General features: G+C 69.3%; 22 protein-coding genes. 7 read left to right on the top strand and 15 right to left on the bottom strand.

The annotated features are described in order from the left end of the window. Positions 1–37: 37 nt before the first annotated feature. The 4 genes from ACWD0J_RS27060 to ACWD0J_RS27045 form a co-directional block, all read right to left on the bottom strand. Positions 38–619 carry a hypothetical protein gene (locus ACWD0J_RS27060; RefSeq protein WP_451498446.1) on the bottom strand — a complete coding sequence of 194 codons (582 nt, stop codon included), beginning with the start codon at positions 617–619 and terminating at the stop codon, positions 38–40. After that, entirely contained in the window at positions 619–789 is a 171-nt protein-coding gene (locus tag ACWD0J_RS27055) for a hypothetical protein (protein WP_451498445.1), read from the bottom strand. The genes ACWD0J_RS27060 and ACWD0J_RS27055 overlap by 1 nt, the downstream gene beginning before the upstream one ends. Continuing rightward, positions 786–1196 (bottom strand): hypothetical protein, encoded by a 411-nt coding sequence (locus ACWD0J_RS27050; protein ID WP_451498444.1) that lies wholly within the window; start codon positions 1194–1196, stop codon positions 786–788. Before ACWD0J_RS27050 ends, ACWD0J_RS27055 begins: the two co-directional genes overlap by 4 nt. A gap of 204 nt (positions 1197–1400) precedes the next feature. Further along, positions 1401–1886 (bottom strand): hypothetical protein, encoded by a 486-nt coding sequence (locus ACWD0J_RS27045; protein WP_451498443.1) that lies wholly within the window; start codon positions 1884–1886, stop codon positions 1401–1403. A gap of 153 nt (positions 1887–2039) precedes the next feature. On the opposite strand from ACWD0J_RS27045, the gene ACWD0J_RS27040 reads away from it, so the two are divergent. Continuing rightward, positions 2040–2270, top strand: coding sequence for a hypothetical protein (locus tag ACWD0J_RS27040; RefSeq protein ID WP_451498442.1), 231 nt, complete (start codon positions 2040–2042; stop codon positions 2268–2270). Between the two features lie 9 nt (positions 2271–2279). Then, the gene (locus tag ACWD0J_RS27035; RefSeq protein ID WP_451498441.1) at positions 2280–2660 is read left to right on the top strand and encodes a fic family toxin-antitoxin system, toxin component; all 381 of its coding nucleotides are present in this window, start codon (positions 2280–2282) and stop codon (positions 2658–2660) included. A gap of 76 nt (positions 2661–2736) precedes the next feature. On the opposite strand, the gene ACWD0J_RS27030 is transcribed toward ACWD0J_RS27035, so the two are convergent. The 5 genes from ACWD0J_RS27030 to ACWD0J_RS27010 form a co-directional block, all read right to left on the bottom strand. Continuing rightward, the gene (locus tag ACWD0J_RS27030) at positions 2737–3123 is read right to left on the bottom strand and encodes a DUF6009 family protein (RefSeq protein ID WP_365270177.1); all 387 of its coding nucleotides are present in this window, start codon (positions 3121–3123) and stop codon (positions 2737–2739) included. A gap of 148 nt (positions 3124–3271) precedes the next feature. Beyond that, entirely contained in the window at positions 3272–4864 is a 1593-nt protein-coding gene (locus tag ACWD0J_RS27025; RefSeq protein WP_451498440.1) for a DNA primase family protein, read from the bottom strand. Beyond that, positions 4861–5886 (bottom strand): bifunctional DNA primase/polymerase, encoded by a 1026-nt coding sequence (locus tag ACWD0J_RS27020; protein ID WP_365270171.1) that lies wholly within the window; start codon positions 5884–5886, stop codon positions 4861–4863. Before ACWD0J_RS27020 ends, ACWD0J_RS27025 begins: the two co-directional genes overlap by 4 nt. A 685-nt stretch (positions 5887–6571) precedes the next feature. Continuing rightward, positions 6572–7513: an ATP-dependent DNA ligase gene (locus ACWD0J_RS27015; RefSeq protein WP_451498439.1), complete on the bottom strand. Its 942-nt coding sequence runs from the start codon at positions 7511–7513 to the stop codon at positions 6572–6574. A gap of 84 nt (positions 7514–7597) precedes the next feature. Continuing rightward, positions 7598–8083, bottom strand: coding sequence for a hypothetical protein (locus tag ACWD0J_RS27010; protein WP_451498438.1), 486 nt, complete (start codon positions 8081–8083; stop codon positions 7598–7600). Between the two features lie 616 nt (positions 8084–8699). Here ACWD0J_RS27010 and ACWD0J_RS27005 point away from each other — a divergent pair. The 3 genes from ACWD0J_RS27005 to ACWD0J_RS26995 are packed head-to-tail and all read left to right on the top strand — an operon-like array spanning position 8700 to position 11048. Next, positions 8700–9710, top strand: coding sequence for a DUF6192 family protein (locus tag ACWD0J_RS27005; RefSeq protein ID WP_451498437.1), 1011 nt, complete (start codon positions 8700–8702; stop codon positions 9708–9710). 2 nt (positions 9711–9712) lie between these two features. Then, positions 9713–10132 (top strand): RacP protein, encoded by a 420-nt coding sequence (locus tag ACWD0J_RS27000; protein ID WP_451498436.1) that lies wholly within the window; start codon positions 9713–9715, stop codon positions 10130–10132. 55 nt (positions 10133–10187) lie between these two features. Further along, positions 10188–11048: an IS5 family transposase gene (locus ACWD0J_RS26995; RefSeq protein ID WP_451498435.1), complete on the top strand. Its 861-nt coding sequence runs from the start codon at positions 10188–10190 to the stop codon at positions 11046–11048. Between the two features lie 370 nt (positions 11049–11418). Here the strand turns inward: ACWD0J_RS26995 and ACWD0J_RS26990 are convergent, their stop codons facing one another. The 6 genes from ACWD0J_RS26990 to ACWD0J_RS26965 form a co-directional block, all read right to left on the bottom strand. Further along, a complete protein-coding gene (locus ACWD0J_RS26990) occupies positions 11419–11739 on the bottom strand; it encodes a DsbA family protein (RefSeq protein ID WP_451498434.1) in 321 nt (106 codons plus the stop codon). 63 nt (positions 11740–11802) lie between these two features. Next, positions 11803–12057, bottom strand: coding sequence for a hypothetical protein (locus ACWD0J_RS26985; RefSeq protein WP_451498433.1), 255 nt, complete (start codon positions 12055–12057; stop codon positions 11803–11805). A gap of 52 nt (positions 12058–12109) precedes the next feature. Next, a complete protein-coding gene (locus tag ACWD0J_RS26980) occupies positions 12110–12469 on the bottom strand; it encodes a hypothetical protein (protein WP_451498432.1) in 360 nt (119 codons plus the stop codon). Position 12470: 1 nt separating this feature from the next. Beyond that, the gene (locus tag ACWD0J_RS26975; protein ID WP_365270168.1) at positions 12471–12743 is read right to left on the bottom strand and encodes a hypothetical protein; all 273 of its coding nucleotides are present in this window, start codon (positions 12741–12743) and stop codon (positions 12471–12473) included. 53 nt (positions 12744–12796) lie between these two features. Further along, complete coding sequence (locus ACWD0J_RS26970; RefSeq protein ID WP_451498431.1) at positions 12797–14029, bottom strand: Eco57I restriction-modification methylase domain-containing protein; 1233 nt, start codon at positions 14027–14029, stop codon at positions 12797–12799. 113 nt (positions 14030–14142) lie between these two features. Continuing rightward, a complete protein-coding gene (locus ACWD0J_RS26965) occupies positions 14143–15117 on the bottom strand; it encodes a deazapurine DNA modification protein DpdA family protein (RefSeq protein ID WP_451498430.1) in 975 nt (324 codons plus the stop codon). Between the two features lie 260 nt (positions 15118–15377). Between ACWD0J_RS26965 and ACWD0J_RS26960 the strand changes: the two genes are divergently transcribed. Both ACWD0J_RS26960 and ACWD0J_RS26955 read left to right on the top strand, forming a co-directional pair. Then, on the top strand, positions 15378–16043 hold the full coding sequence (locus tag ACWD0J_RS26960; RefSeq protein ID WP_451498429.1) for a hypothetical protein: 666 nt from the start codon (positions 15378–15380) through the stop codon (positions 16041–16043). A gap of 5 nt (positions 16044–16048) precedes the next feature. After that, positions 16049–16835: Y-family DNA polymerase (locus ACWD0J_RS26955; RefSeq protein ID WP_451498428.1), on the top strand; the 787-nt coding region annotated here is incomplete at its 3' end.

The following is a 16835-nucleotide window of genomic DNA, read 5'->3' as shown; positions in this document are numbered from 1 at the left end:
CTCATCTCGTCGGGGTCCGCCAGGGGCGGGGCGAGGTTCACCCGTCGCCGCCCTCGGACTTCAGCAGTGCATCGAACCCGGCGAACATGTTGGCAACGGCCTTGTCACTGGCGTCCAGAGCAGGCGGCCGCGTGGCTTCCTCTGAGCAGTTCCGGTAGTCGGCGATCGACACCGCTCCGTCGGAGAGGGCCTGCACGTCCTGCGCGGACAGCCACACGTCGCCGATGTACCGGCCATCCGGGAGGCGCAAGGTTGCCATCAGCGCGCGGTCGGTATCCGGACCCATGTTCTTCAGTGCCTGGTAGAGGGCCTGGGCGGCCGCTTCAGGGTTCAGCGAGGGTTCAGGGCCGGGCTGGGTCTGGGACTGTTCGATGCTGGTCGAGGCCGCGTAGTCGGCATGGGTGAGCAGCTCATCGGTCATCGCGGCGAGGTCGCTGGTGAGCGTGCGCGCGGTGACGTCGTCGACGCCGGCCGCGTCCAGGACTTCCCGGGTGCCCGCATCGATGATCCGGAAGATGAACGTGGGCTGGTCGGGTGTGGGTCCCATGGCGGTGAGCTGGTTCAGCAGGCGGGCGATCTCCTCGGCCACCTTCCGGCGCTCGCTGGTGTCACGGTCCATCAGTTGTCCACCGCCTTCACGATGACGAGGAAGTTGTCCGTCGCGAGGTCCATGACGACCTCGGCGGGCAGGCCCTCAAGACGGCGGGCCTGGGCGAACTCCTCCGCGGGCCACGAGCCGCGCGGCCCGCCGGCGGGGAACCTCTCCAGGACAGTGCGGTCCGTCCTCATCGTCCGGTCACCTCCCGGGCGGCCCAGGCCTCGATGACGGTCATCGTCAGGACCCTCGTCGCGGTGCCGCGCAGCTTCACGCGGGCCCCGTCCACCAGGACGTCCTTGAGGCGGGTGTACGACGGGTCGGGGACGAGGATGATGGCGGTGCCGCCGGAGCCGTCGATGACGGCGCGGGCGCGGCCGCCGCGCGCCGGTTCGACGCTCTTCACGTCGACGGTGGCCTCCACGGTGGCGCCTGGGGTGACCTTGTGCAGCGGCTGGCAGTTCGGGCCGAGGTCGGTGGAGAAGTTCACGAGCAGGCCGCCGGGGGCGTCGATGGGCTGCGGGCTCGGGGCGGTGTCCGAGCGAATGGTGCAGGTGACCTGGCTCGCCGCTGTCGGGCGAGCGCCGGTACGTGCAGACATGAGGATCACTCCTCCTGTGTGCGGAGTCGGGTGGAGCCCGGTCGGAGAGTGCTCTCCGGGAAGGACTGATTCCGAGACTAGGGAATAAAGGTTGCATAGACAACCCCACTTTGATGGAAATGCAGGCCCTCGGCACCCGTCTGCCCGCCGTTCCCCATCGGTCACACCTGCGCCCCACCCCCGGGCTCCCTGCCGGTCGCGGGTTCAGAAGCTCTCCTGGAGGCGAAAGGCGGTTTGGCCTCGCTGCTGCTCCGGCCGCGCGGTGTGGATCAGCGGCAGGAAGATGCGGGCGCCGGAGTGGAACTCGGCGCCGACGCCGGGGTGGCTCGGCGGTGTGTCCCGCGCGCTGTAGGCCCAGACCCGGGCGATCTCCGGGGAGCCCATGTTGGTCACCGCAGCCGCGAGGTACCGCTCGGCGCTGTGGGGGGTGATGTGCCCCTTGGTGATGTCGTACAGGTTCGGCCAGGGGGCTCCCGGCAGGCAGGCGCCGGTGACGGGCACTTCAGGCTGGTCGTAATTGTCACCGGGAGCTCCGGTGGCGGTGATCCCGAGCCAGAGACGGGAACCGCTGGTGAAGGTGACTTCCAGCCCGAAGGGGCGGCTGCCTGGTTCACTCCAGGCGTCCACGGACTTGATGTCCGGGGCGGTGAGTGCGGTCAGGCAGAATTCCTGGAAGCGTTGCGGACGCATGGCGCATTCCTCCTTTATCGGGCGGGTTGCTTGAAGCGTACGCGCCAGCAGTGACAGTCGGTGCGTGAGCTGCGAGCAGTCTCAGAGCAGGGCGAGCGGGGCGTGTGACCGGTAGCCCTCCCGCGGAGGGCGGTGGCCCGATACCGTGGGGGCATGGCCCGCATCAGCATCGATCTGCCCGACGACGACTACCAGCGGCTCCTGGCCGAGGCGGAGGAGCAGCACGAGCCCGCCGAGGAGTACGCCGGCCGCGTCCTGGCGCAGAGCCTGAACAAGAAGCGCTTCCTCGAGGGCAGCGCTCTGTTCATCAGCACTCCCGGCATGCGCGAAGAGTTCGCGAGCCGCTTCGGACCGCAGGCCGGTACCGCCTCCACGGCGGCCTGAGGCGCATCGGTGGAACTGCAAGTAGACGTTCCGTGGCTACTGGAGATCGCCCGGACCCAGCTCGGTGACCCGGATGTCACGGACTGGGGGGCGTTGGAGGCAGCGCGGGCCAGGCACTGCTTTCGGGTGATGGACGACCTCGTCTACGACAGGCCCCATCACCGGGCCGCCGCTCTCTTCCACTCCCTTTGCCGCGTCCCTGCCCTGGAGCACGGCAACGAGTTCTTCGCGGCGGCGGCAGGGGCGGGCTACCTGCACGCGAGCGGAATCCAAGTCCACGCCACGGCCAAGGAGGCCGCCGACCTTGCCGAGCAGGTGACTGCCGGGCAGTTGGACGTGCGCTCCCTGGCGCATGCGCTGAAGGCGTGGACTGAGCGTCCCCAGCCCTAGTCAGGGCTCCGGCCCTGGCCGGCCCGCTCGGAGCGCCATCGGCCTGAGCGCTCCGAGCAGCGCAACGTAGTGAGCTTCAGGAGCCAGCGGGTGCTATGTCTGCTGTGCGGCCTTGCTGTGAACGCGGGGTCTTGGCGCCCACCTTGCCTGGCTCGATGGTCCTCGGGTCGACGGCTTCGCCGGGCGCGCCCACCTCGTAGTCGCCATTCGGATCGCTGTCGCGGTCGTGCGGCAGGAGGAAGAACACCCGGCGGGCAAAGAGGCCGCTGTCGGGGTCCCGCTCGGCGTCCGCTGCGAGATTGGTGTAGCCGACGATACGGCCAGCACGGTCGTACCGGGGCTTTCCGCGCCGGTTGTTGACCTTGTCCAGGGCCTGCCGGACGTAGTCGAGGTTCGCCGAGTCCTCCAGCCACACCACTTCTACTTCACCGGTGAGCTGGCTGTCTTGCAGCATCGAGCTCATGGCCGCAGACCCTCCTGGTTCTCTTGAGCCGGCCTCTGGCCTGCGCGGGCGGTCACGCCGCTCGTCCGCTGGCCCCCAGTGGGGCCCTGTCCGAGGTCGCGTCCTTCATCGTACGGCCAGGCGTGCAACTGCCCCAGAGCGCAGAGGATCATCGCCCCTGCCCCCCTCGGTGGTCGCCCTGGCCGGGGCCTGGCCCCTCTGTACCGACTTCGGCGAGCAGCGCCAAGCCGGGGTACAGCTTCCTGTCGTTGTTCTTGATCATCTCGGCTGGCGAGGACAGTCCGAGTTCCTGCCGGATCCGGCTGGCGAAAGCCCGGCTCGTCGCCCTGCTGATTCCCTCATCCGCACACCAGCGGCTGTAGGTCTCGTACAGGAGCTTCTGCTCAACGCGCAGGTCCGGGTCGGGCCGGCCTTCGTCGCCCTTGGTGCACCGCTCGCTGATGAACCGTCCGATGTGGTCCTCGGTCTTCTCGTACGCCTCGGTCGCCAGGCGTACGGATGCCGGTCCGGTGAGAGGGTCCCGGGTGGCCAGGTACAGCCGGGCTCCGTCGATCAGCCACTGCAGGATGCCCGGGCCCTCGTCACGGACGAGTTCGGCCGCCAGGTTGTCGATCTTACGCTCGTTGGGGACCTTGCGTTCGAAGGGGATAAGCCGGATGCGTCGCCAGAATGCGTAGCCCCCGGTGCCGACTTCGGGCCGGTGGTTTCCCAGGAGCCACAGCTTGTGGGTGGGCGTGAACGTGAAGAAGTTTTGCCGCATCCGCCGTGCGGTGATGGCGTCCCCGCCTGTCAGAAGCTTGACCCGGGCCTCGTTGAACTTGTCGTTCGGCTTGAGCTCGCTGCACACGACGATGCGACGCCCGTGCAGTTCAGTGAGTTCGGTGCTGTGCTCAGTGAACTTCCCCTTCTCCATCAGGAAGCCGGGCGGCGCCGCATTCGCGTAGTCGCCAAGGATCTGCATCATCACGTCCAGAAGAACGCTCTTGCCGTTGGCGCCGGAGCCGTGGAGGAAAGGCAGGACCTGCGCGCCGACGTCGCCGGTGACGGAGTACCCGAGCAGCAGACGAAGGAACCGGATGGTTTCCAGGCCCCTCTCGTCGTCACCGAAGGTCTCCCGCAGAAACGCCTCCCACCGCGGGATCGGGATGTTCATCGGGCCCACGGTGGTGGCGCGGGAGTGCATGTCGGTGAGCGGGTTGGGCTTGCGCAGCTCGCCCGTCTTCAGATCGACGACTCCGTTCGGCGTGCACAGGGAGTAGATGTCCCCGTCCAACACGTCCGGGTCCAGGCTCAGCCCGGGCGCAGCCTGAGCCTGCTGCAGAAGCGCCTTCACACCAGCGGTGGACTGGGTGCGCTTGCGGTGGGCATCCAACTTGCTGTCGCTGAACCTCCCCCGGCGGTCGGACAGCGGGATCTGCTCAGCCATGTCGCCTGCAGCCCAGATAGCCGCCTTCTCCCCGCCGGTGCGCCTCCACCGGTACTGGTCCCAGCAGAACCAGCCCAGCCCTTCGACATGCCGGAACCGGTCGCTGTACAGGCGCGCGAACAGCTTGGCGTTGCCGCGGTCCGTCAGCTCATCGGGGAAGAGCGTGAGGTCAGCTCCGGTGTGGAGGTCAGGGGCATCGGTCTGTTGCGCCGGCAGCGTTGCGGAGCCGCTCAGGCCCAGGTCCAAGGTCTGCTGCTGATGGATCTGCTGTGCGGCGACCACGGGGTCGAAGTGGACGTTCTCGGCGCTGCTCATGAGCGTCCTCGGGGGTGGAACGGGCGCTGCGCGCCAGCGGACAGAGCGGAATCGATGATCGACAGACTGCGCCGCTCGAGGTGCGGACGTGCCCGGTTGGCTGCTTCTAGCAGCTGTGCTCGCACGTCGATCTCCTTGAGATGACCGCCCTGGATCAGCCCTCCAGCCGTGAAGGCAGCCCGGTTGAGCTTCTCGGTGAAACCGGCCCCCTCGGGGATCGCCGCGCACGCCTCGACCTCCGCCAGCAGCGGTGCCAGGAGGCGACTGGCGGCTGTGGGCGCGCGCCGTGGACGCCGTGCCGACGGCACCGCCTGGGCGGTCTGCGGGCTGGCGGGCGCCGCCGGGACGTGGCCGGTGCGGGCCAGCTCGACTGCGAGCCAATCCGGGAGGAGGGCCGGTTGGCGTGCTTCTCCTACCGCTGTGTAGGTGCCGGCTGCGGTACGAGTCGTCGGCGCGATGATGTAGCCGTGGTCCGAGCGCACATCGACCTGCCAGGCCAGTGCAACCTTCGGGCTCGATCCGGCGGATGACCGGTAGCGGATCTCCGGGTGCGGGTTGCGGTACCAGACGTGAAGGCCTCCCGAAGGAGTGCGCACCCGGAGGGTCTGCTCGTCGTCGGCCGGGCTCGGCTGTTCCCGCAGGGCGGCGAGGAGCGCGAGGGTGTCGAATCCGGTGGCCAGTCCCGTGAGGGTGACCTTCGGTCCGATCGGAATGCCCGGCAGCAGCCGGGACCGGTCGGGGAGGTCTGCGGAGTGGGCGTCCACGTCGATGACGACCAAGTCCGCCGGACCGCAGGAGACCCCCACACCGAAGCGCGGCTGCGTCGACCACCAGGCATCGATGCGTTCTCCTGACGTGGTCGCGGCATGAAAACCGTGACACCAACGCCCGGCCGGGATGCAGAGGCAGGCGGTGGGCGCATGCCGATCCTGCCTGCAGGGCTCGCAGTTGGCCGCGGGCGTCTTCTGCCGGGGAGCCAAGGGATGGACTGGCCAGCCGTTGCCCGCGCACCAGCGGGCCACAGCGTGGGGGTCTGCTGTCCCTACTGGGGCTGTGGAGGCTGTCGCAACCTGGCGTGACACTGGCGTCCTTGTCGGGTTTCTTCAGTCGTCGCCGTCAGTCCCGTTGGGAAGGCCCTGGTCAGCCTGGCGGGCCCAGCGGCTGACGGGACTGACGGGACTAAGGAATTCGCATGCGGCACTGAGGGTAGCGCACGAGCGCCCACGGGCGGGGAGCCTCTCCTGCGTGTCGGAAGTTCAGTCCCGTCAGTCCCTTAGTCCCGTCCGCCGGCGGCGGAGCCGGTCGGTCCCAGGAACGGGACCGACCGGGCTTCGGTCCCGTGGCGTTCCTTGAGTCCCGTCTCGGTCCCGTGAAAGAACAGCAGGTCAGGGCGTCCCGCTCATCAGGAACGGGACTGACGGGACCGAGAGTGCCATATATGAGCCGCATACCTCTGTAGGCGACGGTAGCTACTCTTTCGTTTCGTGCGCGCGCATACGCACACACGTGATGGCCATAAGCGGCAATGTCAGTCCCGTTAGTCCCGTTGAATCCCGCGAGAGTGCCGGTGACCTGCGTTTTTCCTGTGCGGGACTGAACGGGACTGAAGAGATGGGACACCCCGCCGGTCCCGTCAGCCGCCACCGCACGGTGGCGTGTCTGGAGAACACGGTCCCGTCAGTCCCGTCAGCCGCCGGCGTCAGGACTTCAGGACTCCCTGACCCGTACGAAGCGCAGCGTCGGATGCCGTGTGGTGCCGACCGCGACCTCCACCACGAGGGTGGCAGCCAGGGGCCAACGTCCGTCAGGACGGCGTGCTGAGAGACGGCTGGCGACTGCTCGGCCGACCGACACACGGTCCGCAGGGCTGAGTTGGGCCGTGCGTCGGATCCTGCCGTCGGGCAGCCGTACGACGAGGCTGGCGGGACGGTCGGGGGGTCCGATCACAGACAGAAGCTCTGCGTCGAGGGTCTCGCTGTGCCTCACTTTGACCCACCGGGTTCGCGCCGGGACGTACAAGCTCTCGGGCCGCTTCAGGACGAGGCCTTCCACTCCTGCGAACCGCAGCGCCTCGTACCACAGAAGAGCTTCTTCCCGGCTGGTCGTGGCATCCACCTGTTGCACCGGCGGGCCGGCCTCGGCGACGACCTGTTCCAGGTGAGCGAGCCGCTCGCTCAGCGGCCGCAGCCGCAGGTCGGTTGCGGGTCTGGCGAGGACATCGAACAGCACGAACGCGACGGGCGGCCACTTGCGGCGGTCCCGGCCGCGGCGCCGGGCGAGTGCGCTGAAGCTGATCCGTTCGTTTTCCCAGGCGACGAGTTCTCCGTCGACGACCGTGCCGATGGCGCAGTGCGCAAGGGCGGTGAGCACCTCAGGGAACAAGGGCCCGAGATCGTTGCCTTCGCGGGAGAGGAGGAGGGGACGGTGGTCCTCGAGGACGGCGCCGACGGCACGCCAACCGTCGAGCTTCACTTCCGCGCGCAGGGCGGCCGGCCACTGCGCCGCAGACGGGAGACGATCGGTGGCGACCGGCCGTACGACGTCCACCGGCGGCCGCACGGGCACCAGGTTGTCCTTCACCCGGCCAAGCCCACCGGCCTGCTGCTCTTCCGGCCCGGCGGCGCGCACGCCAGCCAGGATGGTGTCCACCGGACGGCGGTCCTCGATCGCGGCACCGGACAAGGCTGTGTCCCCCTCGACAGAGGCTGGAGTCGAGCGGGACACAGGGAGAGTTCAGGAGCTGACGGCGGCGGTGTTGAGCAGGCGCTCCAAGCGGGCGTCCCGGTCGTCGGCGAGGAGGTCGAGGAAGGACAGCCCGGGCTGGAAACGGAACCGTGTCCAGGCGGGGACCAGCTGCAGCTGCGCGTCATGGTCGGTCAGACGGCGCATGCCAACCTTCCACTGCTCGTCGATGGGCAGCGTCTCCCAGTAGGCCCAGACATCGCTCGCGTCAGCGTCCGCACCGACGACTTCGTGCCCCCAGTCCGCCCGTGGCACAGGGAACGACTCAGCGTACGAGACGACCACGGGCTGGTCATCGCGCCGCTGAAGGAGGGCCTGGACGTCCTCCCATCCGTGGCCGCGGCGGTAGGCACCCTCGGTAAGAGCTTCGTCGATGATGTCGGCGAGCCAGGCTCGGTGTGAGCCGTCGACCCAGCAGTTGTTTTCGCACTGGCCGAACAGGCGGGCAGCCAGTTTGACGATGTCGCTGCCCAGCACCAGAGCAGTGTTGAGGACGAGTGGGTACATGCCGATCTCGTGCTCATGGTGGATCGCGACCGGGTCGGCGAGGACGGGATTGAGTGCCTGTTTCTAAGCCCCGGTCCTGAGTAGCCTTGGGGCCTACGCTGGCGTCGTGTTCGAGGACGCCGGGCAAGCCGCGGAGAGGATCTGCCGGGGCTGCGGTGAACGGCTGAGGCCGGGCACCCGGTCTGGGGCGGTGTTCTGCTCGTCGGCGTGTCGTGCCAGGCAGTGGCGGTCGGAACGGCGGTTGCGCAAGCGGCTGGCGGCGGTCCAGGCCGGTGCGGGTGAGGCCGAGTGTCCCGAGTGCGGGGCTCGGTGGGTGGCCGGCGTCGACCGTCGCTCGGACGCCGTGTATTGCTCGCGTCGGTGCGTGGTGAGGGCCTGGAGGCGACGGAAGGAATCGTTCACCGAACAGTCACAGTGACCGGTGGGCGAACGCATCCGGGGACCGTTTTCGTTCACCATCCGGTCATTTGCGGTCATTCGTTGTGATCTTCGGATTTTCAGTCTGACTCTCGGTTCAGGAGGCGGGCCTTGTCCCGTCACGGTCTGAAGTGCCGTGCCTTGGCCCGCGCTTGGGGTGGTGAGAGCCATGTCCGAGGAAACCGAGAAGGTCGGAGCCGTCAGCCAGTCCCGCTACGAAGAGATCGTGGCCGAGCTGCGGCAGGTCGTCGAACAGCAGACGCAGGGCCAGTTCACGATCGGTGACCGGGCCCTGGAGATCGAGCCGATGCGCTCGCAGAACGAGGAGTCGGCGGTGCTGCCGGGCCGGGAGTTGTTCACGGTCCGCCAGGCCCTGACACGGCTGGCCGAGGACATCGGCCTGCGTCGCACCACGGTGGAGAATGCCCGCTGGACAGCGTCGCGGTGGCCGAAGGAGCATCGTCAGGCGGGGGTGTCCTTCACCGTCCACCGGGTCCTGGGCAGCATTCCTGACGAGGAAGAGCGGTTCGCCGCGATCAAGACCCCGCCGCCGGGCAAGTCCCGCTGGACGGTGGACGACGCCAACCGGCGCATCGGTCGCCAGGTCGAGAACCCCATCTCGCGGCAGGAGAAGGTCACCGCCATCCACTCCCTGGCCCGCGACGAGGAGGTCGCCGCGGCGGTGACCACCGACTTCCTCAAGCGGCCCACGGTCGCGGCGAAGGTGCCGGCCACGGAGAAGGTCCGGGTGGTGCAGGAGTTCACCCGCGACGAGTCGGTGGCCACCACCGCGGCGACCAGCCTGCTGCGCAGGCCGGACGTCGCGTTCAAGGCGATGGCCGACGACACCGCCCGCTTCCAGGTCAACCAGGCCCAGAACGAACGCAGCCGGCAGGCCCGCGAGGACTTCGACCGCACCAGCCCGGTCGCCCCGGCTGTTCGCCAGATCGACCGGACGGTGGAGTTCCTGGACCTGGTCACCGCCTGCCACTCCTTCGTCGCCGCGGCCGGCCGCACCGTCCCCGGCCTGCGGGACCGCACCCTGAACGAGGACGAACGCACGATCGTCCACGAGAACGTCGCCAGGGTGCGGGCCACGCTGGACTGGATCGAGACCGCGGTCGACACCGGCAAGGTCGACATGGACGACGAGCTCGCCCGCATGCTGAAGGGTGAATAGGCATGCCCCGCGCCTCACGGCGACGGGGAGATGCCGCCCGCCGGCACGCGGACACCATCCGCTTCGTGCTGTTCGAGGCCAGGCCCGCCGGACTGCTGATGCACCAGCTCACCCGCGCCAGCGGACTGTCACCCAGCCAGGTCAGATCGGGTCTGGCCGCGCTGCGGGACGAGGCGGCCTCCAAGGGCTGGCCGCCGCTGATCTGGACCAGGGGCGACGGCTATCAGCTCGGCGCCGAGCGGGCCGCTCTGGAGGCATACGAACGGGCCGTCGTCTCGGAGAAGCTGACCGAGTTCCGCCGGTTCATCACCGGCACCGTCGCTCCGCATGCCGCCGCCCACCCGAACGACAAGTGGGTACGTCACATCGTCGCCCAGCTCAACTCCATCGAATCCACCCTCGACCTCATCGCAAGCTCCTGACCAGCGGCGGGGGCCGCCCGGCAAAGCCGGGCGGCCCCCGCCCAAGGGAATGGCCATGCGTCGTCGCCGCTATCCCTCGGACACCACCGACGCCGAGTGGGCACTGATCGAACCGCTCCTTCCGGCCCCGGCCTGCGAGACGCCGCGAGGCGGCAGGCCGGAGAAACATCCCCGCCGCGAGATCGTGGATGCGATTCGCTATGTCGTCGACACCGGCTGCAAATGGAGGGCACTGCCTGCGGACTTCCCGCCCTGGCGCACGGTCTGGGGGTTCATGGCCCGCTGGGCCGCAGCCGGTGTCATCGGCCAGATCCGCGACCAGCTCGCCACCCGCATCCGACGGGAGATGGGCAAAGGCCCCAGGGCGGTGGCCACCGTGATCGACTCACAGTCGGTGAAGGCCGCCGAGACCGTCGGCAAGGACAGTCGCGGCTACGACGCGGGCAAAAAGATCAACGGACGCAAGCGGCACCTGGTGGTGGACACCCGCGGCCTGCCGCTGATGGTCATGGTCACCCCCGCAGACCTGCACGACTCCGCCGCCGCGAAGGAAGTCCTCTTCCGCCTCCGCCTGATGCACCCGGAGATCACGATCGTCTGGGCCGACTCCGCCTATGCGGGCAAGCTTGTGACCTGGGCAAAGAAGCACCTGAACCTGACGATCAAGACTGTCAGCCGTCCCCGTGACACCTCCGGCTTCATCGTGCTGCCCCGCCGCTGGGTCGTCGAGCGGTCGCTGTCCTGGATCATGCAGGCCCGCCGGCATGCGAGGGACTACGAACGGCTGGTCCAGCACTCCGAGACCCTGATCACCTGGGCGGCCATCACCCTGATGACCCGCCGTCTCACCCGCGGCACCAAGAGCCTGAACCGGCTTCCCATCACCCCACGGGCGCTGAAACGAGCAGCCGCCTGACCTACCGATCAGCCAGAACGAGCAGGTCACCGCCGTCGGACGGTTCCGTGACGGTGTGTCCCATCTGGAGAAGGAGACCCGAAACCGCAGCCTGCACTATCGCCTGCATGCTGTCGCCGGAGGCACCAGGCTGATCCCTCGCCAGCGAGGTGAACCCGTCCGAGGCCGTCCACCTCACCAACACTCCGGCCGGCACCTCCGTCACCTCAAGCCCCGGCCTGCCGTCCTCCATATCGTCACCGACCAGGTGAAAACCTGCCTGAATCAAGGCATGGCGAACCTGCATAAGCAGGTCGGACGGGGCAGGTGACACAGGCCCCGCCTGCCCCGATTCGGGGCGATCAATCCTCCCGGCTTAGACAAGCACCTTTTAGCGTTCTTCCGACGCCTGCTTCAACGCATGCCGCAGCTCATCCCTGTCCGGCAGACCAGACAGGGCACCATCTGTGCTCCGATAGACCCGGCAAGCCAGCCCAGCCTCCCGGCCGGGCTCGGCAAAGGGATCCGCGCCGTTGATCAGAACCGTCGGCGACCCGACGAAACCCAGTTCAGCAGCCTGCCGTTGGTTGTCGACCACACGGATCAAGACGTCCTGGTCAGGCAACCCGACGTCCGCCAAGGCCCGCGTCAGCAGGTCACGGGCTGGGCTCTCGTTGGGACAGTCCGGCACTACCAGCAGCTCGATATCCACCCTTCCATCCTCGCTCGCATCTAGGCGTCGCCCAAGTACAGACCCTGCGGATCACCCGGCGGTTCAAAAACAGGCACTGAGGGAGCGGACGTACTCGTGCTGCCAGCGCAGGGTGTCCTTCTGCCCCGGGGCGGGCAGGAACTGCATCGCGTGGTCCGGGGGAAGCAGCTCCCACAGCCGGGTCGCTTTCGGGCCGGAGGCACGCTGGCCCAGCAGAACGCCGGCGGCGGTGTCGTGAGCGATCTGGTAGAGCCACGGGCGTTCGCTTCCGCGTAACTGCGCGGCGCCGTCCTGGTCTTGGAAGCGGATGAAGCTCACGGTGCTCCTTTTCCAGCGAGGGACGTTGGGTGAGGTTGTTCGTCGACGAGGGTCATGCCGCGCCGACAGGAGAGTCGCTGTCGGTGGCAGCGGGGGGTGTAGCGCGAGGCCAGGTATGGCCCTGGTCGTCCTTGTGGTCGTCCGGGTGATGTCTCTCAATCTCGCATGACCACGGTTTGGTGGGGTGTTCGTCGCCGCAGGTGATGACGAACCCGTGTCGGCGGAACGCGGCGACGATCGCGGAATCATCAGCGAACTCGCCGAGCGACTCATCTACGGTGTCCCAACCGCAGTCCCGCAGACCGTCGATGAGGACGCCGCAGACCTCGGTCTTGGTGGTGTCGTCTACGTCGAGTTCGATCAGCTTGCGGGCCACGCGTTCGAAGGCGGCGTTGCCGCCGGCCCAGCCCATGTCAGGCCTTCTCCTCGGCCGTCGTGTTCTGCTTGCGCAGCGGAGCAACGTAGGCGACGTACAGCCGGGTTCTACCGTCGACGTCGTCGGTGTACGCGTCGTACGCCCCGGCCGGGCCGTAGTGGCCGTCCCCGTCCTGGACCAAGTCGGCCATGACCTCCGCGGCGTACGAGGTGATGTAGCTGTCGACGGGCAGGTAGACGCCGGGCATCTCGCGGAGGCCTTCGGCGGCTGCAGCGTGGTCGGCTCGGGGCGGAGCCGTCGTCTTGGTCATGTGGATCTCTCCTTACGGTCTGTTCAGTGGGAGGTGAGGCGTGGAGCCGTTGGTCATCCGCTGCGCGGGGCGGGGCCCAGCAGCTCGGCGACTCGGCGGAACTTGTCCTCGCGGTTGCCTTGCACCGTGGCGATGCGGACGTGGGCGCAGTTGCCGGGATCGGGACCGGCATGGCGCGTGAAGATGGCTGCGCACAGCGGCAGCGTGACGCCGGGGAAGATGCGCGTGGGGCCCGGCGGCGCCTTGCCCTCGGGGGTGAGGTCGATGATGAAGCCGCGGTCGGCGGCCTGCCGCATACGACTGCGCATGCCGGCGAAGGCGTCCCCCTTCAGCCAGGCGCTCGGGGTGAGGAAGGCGATCACGCCGGCGTTCAGACGGGTCTCGAAGGCCCGCCAGAGCGCCCACCGCCAGAAGTACACGTACAGGTTGGACAGCGCGTACTCGAACCGGCCCTGGCCGGGGGCACGGAACTCGTCCAGGCTCGGCCGCCACAGCTCGTCCGGGGCTCGCTCTGCCGACCGGCGAGGGCGTCGGGCCTCGATCCACGGGGCCGCGTCCTTGGCCTTGTCCCGGTAGGGCGGATTGCCCACGATCGCCAGCGGCTTCGGGGACTTGAGGCGCTCGGCCAGCGCCGGGGGCAGATCACCGTCGAGCGCGTTGCCGACGACGATGTTGGCGTCGAGCCAGTCGATCGGCGTGAAGCCGCTGGTCTCCAGCCAGCATGCCGACTTGGCGAGGTCGACTGCGACCGGGTCGGTGTCGATGCCGAACACGCAGGCCTTCATGACGTCCGCCATGACGGCCGTGATGGTGAGGGGCGCCGGAGCATGCGTGCCGTACTGGAGACCGACGTAGGCGGTGGCCAGGCTCCGGGCTGCCGCGAGCAGGAACACTCCGCCGCCGCAGGCCGGATCGAGCACGGACAGGTCGAGGGCGTCGGCGGGATCGTCGTCCAGGTACAGGTCGGTGATCTCGCTCAGGGCGGCGCGGGTGAGTGAGTGGGCGAGTTGGGGTGGGGTGTACCAGGCTCCGGACTCGCTGCGGTCGTCGGTGTCGAGGAGCTGTTCGCGCAGGGCGCCGAGCTCGGCGGCGCCCCACTGGCTGAGGTCGCCGAGGTCGGCCAGGAGCTTGGTGACGCGCTGAGCTGTGCCGTCAGGCAGGCGTATGGGCCAGGGCCGGGGAAGGCCACGGGCGGCGGCGACCGAGTTGACGGCCAGGCGCACGATCTCGCGGTGACCGGCGGGACCTGGGGCTTCAGCGGCGAGTGCCTCGAGGGTGCTGCTCACGAGAGGGCTCCTTGGGCGAATGCCGGGCAGCAGTGCCCCGCCGCCTGTACGGGCGGCGGGGCACTCGGGGGAGCTGAGCTGTCGGCGACTCAGGCGGGGACCACTCTACAGAATTAGCGTTGTCTAGGCAACTTCGTATTGCGCAGGGTGGAGTCCAGTAGGGTCATCTGGTGCCACTCCGGCATCCGGCGCAGGATCCTCTGACGCCAGGCGAGCGCGTAGCGCAGGCAGTTGGCGCAGCTGCGGTGAGTGCAGCCGGGCAGTGCGTCCGCGCGGCGGGCGCTGTAGGACCAGGCGAGCGAGTCGGCGGACACCAGCAGGTGGTGGGCCTTCTCCAGGCCGCGGGTCTTGAAGCCGAAACCGTGGAGCCGGGTGATGCCGATCTCGCGGAGGGCCTCGATGATGCGCAGGGCTTCGGCGGTGTTGTGGCGGCGGCACATCGACCCCAGGCCGACGACCGGGTGCAGGCTGAGGTCGAAGCCGTAGTTGGCGTAGATCTCCACCCCGCGCAGGTAGTCGTCGCGGGTCCACCCCTGAAGGACCGGGACCCAGGGGAGGTCGGGGTCTGCGTACTGGAGGTTGAGGTAGTTCTCGACGGTGCGCAGCTGGTGTTCCTCGACGGTGAGGCCGGTCCGGCGAAGGATCCACGGTTCGCACATCCAGTCCTGGGGGCAGGCGAACTCCAGCAGGCCGATCTGGTCGTAGTAGCGGCGGACCGCGGCGGCGTAGGCGGCGGCGTCGGTGCGCCATTCGCCGTACAGGTACAGCTCGCTGTAGGCGCCGGAGTCGAGCGCCCAGGGGACGACGGCGCGCGGCAGGGTGCGCCGCGGGGCGAGGCGGCGGTGGGATACGAACAGGCGGACCGGCTGACGGGCGAGGAATCCTCTCAGCTGCGGCTCGGCGAGCCAGTGCGGCATGTGGGTGCCCAGGTACAGGGTGGAGCCGATGTCCTCGTCCGGCCAGATGAGCTGGTCTTCGGTGATGAGGGTGCGGTAGCGGGGCCGGTACTTGCGGTGCGGGTGATCGTCGGTGAGCTTGACGGCGTGCCAGTGCTGCGGATCGGTGATGACGGAAGGGGCGGTCGGCATTCCAGGCTCCGATTCTCGTGCCCACTGCTGACGCAATGGCGGTAGAGGCTACGCAAATAGAGTGTTTCAAGCAACCCCTTTTCACGGAGGGTCCGAATCCCGTCCTGGAGTGGCGCGAGTCACATTCTCTGGCCGGACTCTGGTGATCGACTTGCGGAGAGCGCCAGTTGGGGCCGCCGAGGTCGGGAGCGGGGAAGCCTCTTGGGTGCAGGAGTGCCGCCAGGGTTGCCCCATTCGCACGCACGTTCGAAACTCGTGCTGTGGAGACGGCCGCGATCACCCCAGGACAGCGCGGGCGCGACGGACAGCGAGCCGGTATCCCGGTGCCGGGCGCGCTCGGCACACTGCTGCCCGACGGGATGCTCTCCCGCGGCAGCACCGTCAGCATCCCGGGCGACCTGCCGCTCCTGCTCGCGCTCGGCGCTGCAGCCGGGGCCGGCCACACTGCCTGGGCAGCGGTCGGCATGCCCTACCTCGGGGCCCTCGCAGCACGCAGCGCCGGACTCGACCTGGAGTGCGGTCTGTGGGTGGACGCGCCGGGCGAGCGCTGGCCGGAGGCCGTCTCCACGCTCACCGACGGCGTCCCGCTGATCCTGCTGGGCCCCGTGGGACCGGTCGCCGAGCGCACCCACCGGCGCCTGACCGGCGGCCTGCGCCGCAGCGGCACCGTGCTGCTGGTCGCCGGGGACTGGCCCGGAGCCCAGGTGCGGCTGAGGGTCGAGACCGCGTCCTGGGAAGGAGTGGGGCGCGGACACGGCCTGCTGCGCCGGCGCCGGGTGCGGGTCACCGCGTCGGGCCGCGGCGCCGCTGCCGCAGCGCGCACCACCGACCTGTGGCTTCCGGGCCCGGACGGCTTGGTGCACCCCGTCGCGGCGCCCGCACCGTCCGCCGATGCGCCGCGGACGCGCCTGCGCGCGGTGGGGTGATCCCGGTGAGTAGATGCATGGTCGTATGGGCGATGGACTGGCCGCTGGTCGCCGCCGAGGTCCCCGCCGACGAACCGGTCGCCGTCACCGCTGCCGGACACGTCGTGGCGTGCACGGCCGCGGCCCGCGCAGCGGGCGTACGGCGCGGCATGCGCATCCGGCAGGCCGTCGGCAAGCTGCCTGAACTGCGCCTTCGTCCCCGGGATCCGGCGGGCGAGACCCGCGCGTTCGAGCCGCTGCTGCACCGTTTCGAGCGCGACGTCGTCGCCCGCCTGGAGCTGCTGCGGCCCGGCCTGGTCGCGCTGCCCGCCCGCGGCGCGGCCCGGTACTGGGGCGGAGAGGAGCCGCTCGCCGAGCGGCTGCGCGAGGCGGCGGCCACGCTCGGCATCGCCTGCCAGACCGGGGCGGCCGACACCGTCTTCGCGGCCGCGCTCGCCGCCCGCCGCGATCTGCTGGTGCCGCCCGGCGCCACACCCCGCTTCCTGGCCGACTACGGGCTCGGCGTCCTGGGACGCCCGGCCCTGGCCGACCTGCTGGTCCGGCTCGGCATCCGCACCCTCGGCGACTTCGCGGAGCTGCCCGCCGACGCTGTCGTGACCCGGTTCGGACCCGACGGCGCCGCAGCGCAACGGCTCGCCCGCGGCAGGGAGGATCACGGGCTGGATGCGCGCCCGGCCACCGACGGCCGCCGGGTCGAGCACCGCTTCGACCCGCCCGAGACCCGTCTGGAGGCTGCCTCGTTCGCGGGGAAGGCGCTCGCCGTACGGCTGCACCGCGCCTTGGAAGAGGCCG

Source organism: Streptomyces sp. NPDC003011 (assembly GCF_053591515.1).
The sequence above is the reverse complement of the archived record's forward strand: the minus strand, read 5'-3'. Positions and strand labels throughout refer to the sequence as shown.